Genomic DNA, 6,911 nt, shown 5'->3' with positions numbered 1-6,911 from the left:
AGCGTCCTATCGCCACCCCACTTCGCTAAAACCGCAAGAGATTCAATCACTTGCCGCTCGCTGCGAAGAGGGGCGCAGTATAGGCCCAGCAGTTTTGCCGTCAACTGTTTTGTTTAAGAATGTTCAGTCTAGGTCTTTAATAGGCGGACACAAGGCCGTCGGTCTGTTTGGCCAAGCTAGGTCGGCTAAGTCAAGTCGGCAATGTATTGATGTTCGCTAAGCTGCCGGGGCAGTCAGCGAAATCTACCCAATGCGGTTGCTGTGCCAGCACCCACGCCATGACCCGCCGCTCGCCAGCGCGCAAGTACACCTCTAGCGAGTCCGCCAGTGTCGTTGGCAGCCAAAGGTGTAAAGGATGAATGCGCTCAGCATCACGAGCACACACCATGTGCTCGCCATGACCCTGCATGCGCGCGGCATAATCGCTTGGCAATGCGGGCGTATCACAAGGACTCAACAGCAGCCACGGGGTTGTCGTGACGCGCATTAATGCCAATAAGCCAAGCAATGGCCCAGCAAACGGCTCAACACCCTCAACCTGCGGATCAGCAACCACCTGCCAACCGAGCTCACGATAACGTTCATGATTACGATTGGCGCTGACTAAGTAAGCTGCCGGCTCACCCAGCGCGTCACGCACATGACTGACCAGAGGCCGCCCCTGCCAGTTGACTAAGCCTTTATCAACGCCGCCCATACGTTGCGCACGTCCACCTGCCAGCACGGCTGCTGTGTAGGGTTTAATCATTGCGCACCATCGCAACGGCTTTGATCAACGCGAACAACTTATCACCCGCCTGCAGCTGCAGTTGGCGCAAGGCTCGCTCGGTGATCTGCGCCCATAAGACATGCTCGCCCGCCCGTAAACGCAGCAGCACACTACTGGAATCCAGCGTGCGCCACTCATCCACTTCCACAGGCATGGCGTTCTGAATAGAGGCCTGCGACAGCCGGTCACGACTCAAGGCCACGTCCCGCGCGTGAATCAATAGTCTTACCCGTTCACGGTGTTGTGCATCAGCCGCCAGCCATAGTTCAGCCCCTGCGCACTGCGCGGCCACTAAGCCGCACTCAACGCGCTGGTGATCAATCTGTGCCGGCAGTACCGCGCAGGCTTGATGATCGGCAAACGGCCCACGCCAGTTGGCGGCCATGGTGAGCGCGCAGGTTTGTTGTTGCACGATGCCGTCTGCCAACCAAATCACTTCATCAGCCAACTGCAGTACTTCATCGCGAGCATGGCTGACGAGGACACAGGTCACCGCATGGCGCTGCACCCACCCTTTTAACCAAGCTCCCAGCTGTTGCCGGGTGGTGTTATCGAGCGCCGAAAAGGGCTCATCCAGCAATAACACCTTACTGTGATTAAGTAGTGCACGCCCTAGAGCCACCCGCTGCTGTTGCCCGCCAGAAAGCTCATGCGGCTTACGCGTGAGCCAATCACCCAAGCCCAACGCGGCGATAATCTCGTTTTCATCGCACCACTGTTGTGCCGCAGGCACGCGCTTGGCGCCAAACCGTAAGTTATCCAGCACATTTAAATGCGGGAACAGTCGCGCACCTTGCGGGGCGTAGCCCACAACAGGCTTCGCGCCCGTTACAGTGACAGCCCCCTCGGCAGACTCCAGCCCCGCCAACACCCGCAAAGCCGTGGTCTTACCAGCACCGCTTTCACCCCACAGCGCGGTAATCCCCGGCGCGATTGCCGCCTTAAACTGCAGCGCAAAGTTGCCGCGCCGCACGGCGAAATCACAGTGCAACACGGCGATCTCCTCGGTAGGCAACAAATAGAGCCAGCACGCTTAACACAAGCAGCACCCCTGCCAACTGGTGCGCACGGGCGTAGTCCAGACTTTCTACATGGCGGAACAACGCCACGGACAAGACTTCCGTTTCGCCAGGGATGCTGCCGCCGATCATCAGCACTACGCCAAATTCGCCCAAGGTATGGGCAAACGCCAAGACAGCCGCCGTAATGAAGGCCGGACGCGTGAGGGGGAAGATAATTTCGCGCCAGCACTGCCAGCGATTCGCGCGGAGGGTTTGCGCCAACTCTAGCCAATCACGATCAAGCCCGCGAAACGCGGCGGTAAGCGGCTGCACCACAAAGGGCAGCGAATACAACACCGAGGCCAGCACCAAACCACTAAAGCTGAAGGCCAACATGGGCAAACCCAGCGCCACCAGCGGGCCACTGGGTGCCAGCAATAACAATAAGTAGAACCCCAACACGGTGGGCGGCAGTACCAAGGGCAACGCCACCAAGGTTTGCACGAGCGCACGCAGACGCGTTTGCCTTTGCGCCAGCCACCAAGCCAACGGCGCACCAAGCACCAGCAAGATCAGCGTACTGATAACCGCTAACTGCAGCGTCAACCACAGCGCTTGCCAATCATCAGGGTGCAACATAACCCGCCTTAGCGATTAACTTGCGCGCCTTAGATGAGGATAAAAACTGCCAAAACGCTTGCGCTTGGGGATGCTGCGCGCCGCGCTTTAACCACACCGCCTTTTGCGCTAACCGTGCGTGACAACTGACAGGTAGCAGCCGCCACTGCTCGCGAGGCGCATGCAGCACCTGTGACCACGCCACAAACCCAGCGGACGCCGCGCCGCTGGCTAACATTTGATGCGCCTGACTCACCGATGTGCCTTTTAACCACTGCCCTTGCCAGGCAGGCGCCAGCTTTTTTACACACTGCTCAGCAGCCGCGCCGTAGGGCGCCAGCTTGGGATCGGCCTGCACCAAGCGAGTAGGCAAATGGCTGAGTTCTGGTGCCTTGTGCCCTGGCGACCATAACGCCAGACGGCCGACGGCATACACTTGCGGCGGGACGACGGCCAAGCCTTCGTCAGCCAGACGTTCAGCCGTGACGCTATCAGCACTTAAAAAGAAGTCATACGGTGCGCCTTGGCGAATCTGCGCATACAGCTGGCCGGTAGCCCCCGGATGCACCGTGAGCAGCTCGTGTCCAAAAGCCTCGCGCAGTTGCTCCGCCGTGGCGACGAAATTGGCTGCGACCGCCACACGCAACGGCACCTCAGCCAAAGCCACTCTGCCGACCAAGAGCACGCCACACGTAACAAGCAGTACAACCCGTGCAAACCGACGCGAGCGAGCCAAGCGCAAGCCTTAGCCTCCGGTCATATTCATAAAGCGCACCACTTGCACGTCATCACTGACGCGAAAGTCATGCGACCACGGCTTGCGCTGCATGGCCTGTTCAATCGCTTCACGCAGGCGCGCTTCATCACCGGGATGACGGCGCAGCACCGCTTTTAAGTCCGCCGAGTGCTCGTTACCTAAACACAAGAGCAACCGCCCTTCTGCGGTTAAGCGCACGCGATTGCAGGTGGCGCAAAAGTTATGGCTATGCGGCGAGATAAAGCCAATGCGCGAGTCGTCCGCGCCCTGAATACGCCAGTAACGTGAGGGGCCATGGGTGGATTCCGCTGATTCCACCAAGCTGTACTTGGTCGCGATCATCTCGCGTACTTCGGCACTGGAGCAGAACGCCTCGGCGCGGCTGTGTTCAGCAATCGCACCTAAGGGCATTTCTTCGATAAAGCTGATGTCGATGCCCTTTTCGACGGCGTAGTCGACCAAGTCCAGCACTTCTTCATCGTTGCGGCCTTTCATGACCACGGCATTGAGCTTGATTCTGGCAAAGCCGGCTGCGCGCGCCGCATCGATACCTTGAAGCACTTGGGACAAGTCGCCAGTTCGGGTGATCTGGCGAAACTTGTCCGCCTTCAAGCTATCTAGGCTGATATTCAAGCGCTTGACGCCCGCATCCACCAAGGGTTTGGCGTACCGCGTTAGTTGCGAGCCATTGGTGGTCATCACCAGCTCACGCAACCCCGGCAGCGCAGCAATGCGGCCGCACAACTCAACCACGCCACGACGCACCAACGGTTCGCCACCGGTGAGGCGGATCTTTTTTACCCCCAGACTGACAAACGTCCGCGCGAGGGTTTCAATTTCTTCGAGGGTTAAGACTTGTTGGCGCGGTAAAAACTGCATGTCTTCAGCCATGCAGTACACACAGCGAAAATCACAGCGATCGGTCACTGAGATGCGCAGGTATTCGACCTGACGCGCAAAGCTGTCTTGTAGGACGGGGTCGCGCACGACTGCTCCTCGATCACTGGCTGAGATCATTGATGTGTTCACCATACCGCACCGGCGGCGTCTCGTCCGCCCTAGCGCGCACCACAGGCGCTAACACAAGGCAGACGCTGGCACTGTAACGCACTGCTGAGGACAGCTCTTGCGCCAAGTCAAAGCTTAGACGCTAGCAATCTCCGCCGCGGTCAGCTCACGCCATTGCCCCGGCGCCAGCACAGGATCAAGCACGATGCTGCCCATTTGCTCGCGGTGCAAGGCCAAGACCTTGTTGCGTAAATGACCAAACATGCGCTTAACCTGATGGTAGCGCCCTTCGCACAAGGTTAAGCGCGCCTCATGCGCAGACAAACAGTCTAACTGCGCCGGTTGTGTGGTCAGCCCTTCATAAGCGAAGTAAATGCCACGCGCAAACACTTGTGCAGTCTCGGCGGCTATCGGCTGTTCGGTACGCACGCGATACACCTTGGCAAAGCGCGGCGCGCCGGTTTTCTCCGGCAGGGTAATACGCCGCGACCATAACCCATCACTGGTCAGCAGCAGCAACCCTGTACTGGCCAAGTCCAAGCGCCCGGCAATGTGTAGTTCATCGCGCCACTCTGCCGGCAGATAATCCAACACTGTGCGGTGCTCAGGATCTTGCGTTGCACTGACGCAGCCGGCGGGCTTGTGCAGCATCAGGTAGCGCGCCGCTCGCCCTGGCTGCACACAATCATCGCCTACCTGTACATGAGCAAAGCGGCTGATTTCAACGGTGCCGTCGCGCTGCACTTGGCCATCCACCGATACCGCGCCCGCCAACAGCAAGCGCTGAGCCTGCTGACGACTGCAGTGCGGACGATTAGCTAACAAGCGATCAAGACGCACTCACGCCAGCCATTGCGCAAAACTGATAAAGGGCAGCCGGTCACCGACAGCCACCTCTTGGCCGACCTCTTGCCACGCCAGACCATGCGCCCAACTGACCGAGCTGAGCACGCCCGAGCTTTGATTGGCGAATGACTGCAAGCGTGCTTGGCCATCCTCTAAGACGCACTGCACGCGCAGGTATTCACGGCGCTTACCGGCTTTGCCCGCACGATCAGTCGGCAAATACTGCGGCACCGGCAGGTGATAGGCCTCGCCTTCCAACCAGCGCAAAAACGGTACGCCCGCGACCAACGCCGTGACCAACACCGCCACCGGATTACCGGGCAAGCCTAAATAGGCAGCCTGTCCCAACTGACCAAAGGCCAGCGGCTTGCCAGGCTTAATCGCTAACTTCCACAGCAGCAACTCGCCTTGTTCTTGCAGCGCGGCCTTGAGGTGATCTTCCTCACCCACTGACACGCCACCGCTAGAAATCAGCACATCGGCTTGCGCAGCGAGCTCACCTAATCGACGCACGCTAAGCGCATGGTCATCCGGCAGAATGCCGCCATCAATGAGCTCAAAATCAAACCCCGCCAGCACGCCCTGCAGCGTGTAACGATTGCTATTAAACAGCTTGCCCGGCGTGAGCGTGGCGCCCGGCTCAAGCAGCTCATCGCCACTGGAGACAATCGCCACCCGCAACGGCGCATACACCGCGACGTGCGCGACGCCGACCGAGGCCAGCAGCCCCAAATCGGCATGCCGCAGCCGTCGACCTTGGGCCAACAACAGCGCTCCGGTTTGGATATCTTGCCCACGCGGACGCACATTGCTGCCCGCCTTGGTCGCCGGCAAAAGCACCGTGCCATCGGCTTGCAGTTCGGCATCTTCCTGCATCACCACCGCATCGGCACCGGGGGGAATTTCCGCGCCGGTAAAAATGCGTGCACAGGTGCCAGCCTGCAAGGGCTCGGCCACATAGCCGGCGGCAACGCGCTGACTAACAGGCAATGCCTGCGCGACCTGACAATCGGCGGCGCGCACGGCATAACCATCCATCGCGCTGTTATCGGCTTGCGGTACATCGATGTCGGCATACACATCCTGCGCCAGCACACGGTTTAACGCGGCCAACAACGGCACCTGCACCACGGCGCGTTGTGCCGCCGCCCCTTGCGCTCGCTCGCGCAGTTGCGCCAAGGCTTGCTCAACGGGCGTTAAGTGCCCACGGGCACAGCAGTCATCACTCATCCACGCGGCCCGCAGTTATCCAAACGGCGCACGCCTTGATCGGCCTGCGGCTTTTGCGTGAGCAAGCCGACAAAGTTGCACGGGCCGTGGCGCGCATCCAACTGATCAGCAATCAAACGCGTCCACGCCGTGCGGCATGCATTGGTCGAACCCGGCACACAACAGATAAAGGTGAAGTTAGCCAAGCCGGCCAGCGCGCGGGATTGCATGGTCGAGGTGCCGATTTCTTCATACGACACCTGGCGGAACAGCTCGCCAAATCCCTCAACATGCTTGTCCAGCAGCGGCGTGATCGACTCCGGCGTACTGTCGCGCGAGGTAAACCCCGTGCCGCCGGTGATCAAAACTGCCTGCACCGAGGGATCGGCAATCCACTGCGATACCACGGCACGAATCTGATACACGTCATCGCGCACCAAGGCACGGTCAGCCAGTGTGTGCCCAGCTTCTTGCAGCTTATCGACCAACAGCTGCCCCGAGGTGTCCTCCGGGAAATCGCGGGTATCGCTGACCGTTAACACGGCAATACGCAACGGAACAAAGGTTTTGCTGCCACGACTCATAGTGATCTCCAACAGGGTTCTGCTTTGCACGCAGTATGCCGCGCATGCTGCTCATTCCCATGCTACAGGTCAATGTTTGCGAGCTTTACAGGCCTTTGATTGACGATCCTCCGCAAGGA

At 59.5% G+C, this 6,911-nt stretch carries 8 protein-coding genes; all 8 read right to left on the bottom strand.

The genetic code is table 11. From position 1 onward, the window contains the following. Positions 1-190 precede the first annotated feature (190 nt). The 8 genes from mobA to moaB all read right to left on the bottom strand — a co-directional run bounded on the left by mobA (position 191) and on the right by moaB (position 6,792). Positions 191-748 (bottom strand): molybdenum cofactor guanylyltransferase MobA, encoded by a 558-nt coding sequence (mobA, locus tag MKI83_RS15825; RefSeq protein ID WP_241588223.1) that lies wholly within the window; start codon positions 746-748, stop codon positions 191-193. Beyond that, positions 741-1,763 (bottom strand): molybdenum ABC transporter ATP-binding protein, encoded by a 1,023-nt coding sequence (locus tag MKI83_RS15820; RefSeq protein ID WP_241588222.1) that lies wholly within the window; start codon positions 1,761-1,763, stop codon positions 741-743. The genes mobA and MKI83_RS15820 overlap by 8 nt, the downstream gene beginning before the upstream one ends. Beyond that, the gene (modB, locus tag MKI83_RS15815) at positions 1,750-2,409 is read right to left on the bottom strand and encodes a molybdate ABC transporter permease subunit (protein ID WP_241588221.1); all 660 of its coding nucleotides are present in this window, start codon (positions 2,407-2,409) and stop codon (positions 1,750-1,752) included. The genes MKI83_RS15820 and modB overlap by 14 nt, the downstream gene beginning before the upstream one ends. After that, positions 2,396-3,040: a molybdate ABC transporter substrate-binding protein gene (modA, locus tag MKI83_RS15810; protein WP_241588238.1), complete on the bottom strand. Its 645-nt coding sequence runs from the start codon at positions 3,038-3,040 to the stop codon at positions 2,396-2,398. Before modA ends, modB begins: the two co-directional genes overlap by 14 nt. 93 nt (positions 3,041-3,133) lie before the next feature. Continuing rightward, positions 3,134-4,162: a GTP 3',8-cyclase MoaA gene (moaA, locus tag MKI83_RS15805; protein ID WP_245399803.1), complete on the bottom strand. Its 1,029-nt coding sequence runs from the start codon at positions 4,160-4,162 to the stop codon at positions 3,134-3,136. A gap of 126 nt (positions 4,163-4,288) precedes the next feature. After that, on the bottom strand, positions 4,289-4,993 hold the full coding sequence (locus MKI83_RS15800; protein WP_241588219.1) for a pseudouridine synthase: 705 nt from the start codon (positions 4,991-4,993) through the stop codon (positions 4,289-4,291). Beyond that, positions 4,994-6,229 (bottom strand): molybdopterin molybdotransferase MoeA, encoded by a 1,236-nt coding sequence (locus MKI83_RS15795; protein WP_241588217.1) that lies wholly within the window; start codon positions 6,227-6,229, stop codon positions 4,994-4,996. Further along, positions 6,226-6,792 carry a molybdenum cofactor biosynthesis protein B gene (gene moaB / locus MKI83_RS15790; RefSeq protein WP_241588215.1) on the bottom strand — a complete coding sequence of 189 codons (567 nt, stop codon included), beginning with the start codon at positions 6,790-6,792 and terminating at the stop codon, positions 6,226-6,228. The genes MKI83_RS15795 and moaB overlap by 4 nt, the downstream gene beginning before the upstream one ends. Positions 6,793-6,911: the final 119 nt, after the last annotated feature.

The sequence above is a fragment of the Atopomonas sediminilitoris genome (genome assembly GCF_022601735.1).
GTDB classification, from domain to species: Bacteria; Pseudomonadota; Gammaproteobacteria; order Pseudomonadales; family Pseudomonadaceae; genus Atopomonas; species Atopomonas sediminilitoris.
This window is presented reverse-complemented; position numbering and strand designations above follow the sequence as displayed.

What these genes read in the sequence shown, in the direction of transcription:
- modB (WP_241588221.1), bottom strand. Translation starts at nt 2,409, where the DNA reads ATGTTGCACCCTGATGATTGGCAAGCGCTGTGGTTGACGCTGCAGTTA.
- mobA (WP_241588223.1), bottom strand. Translation starts at nt 748, where the DNA reads ATGATTAAACCCTACACAGCAGCCGTGCTGGCAGGTGGACGTGCGCAA.
- moaB (WP_241588215.1), bottom strand. Translation starts at nt 6,792, where the DNA reads ATGAGTCGTGGCAGCAAAACCTTTGTTCCGTTGCGTATTGCCGTGTTA.
- moaA (WP_245399803.1), bottom strand. Translation starts at nt 4,162, where the DNA reads ATGATCTCAGCCAGTGATCGAGGAGCAGTCGTGCGCGACCCCGTCCTA.
- MKI83_RS15795 (WP_241588217.1), bottom strand. Translation starts at nt 6,229, where the DNA reads ATGAGTGATGACTGCTGTGCCCGTGGGCACTTAACGCCCGTTGAGCAA.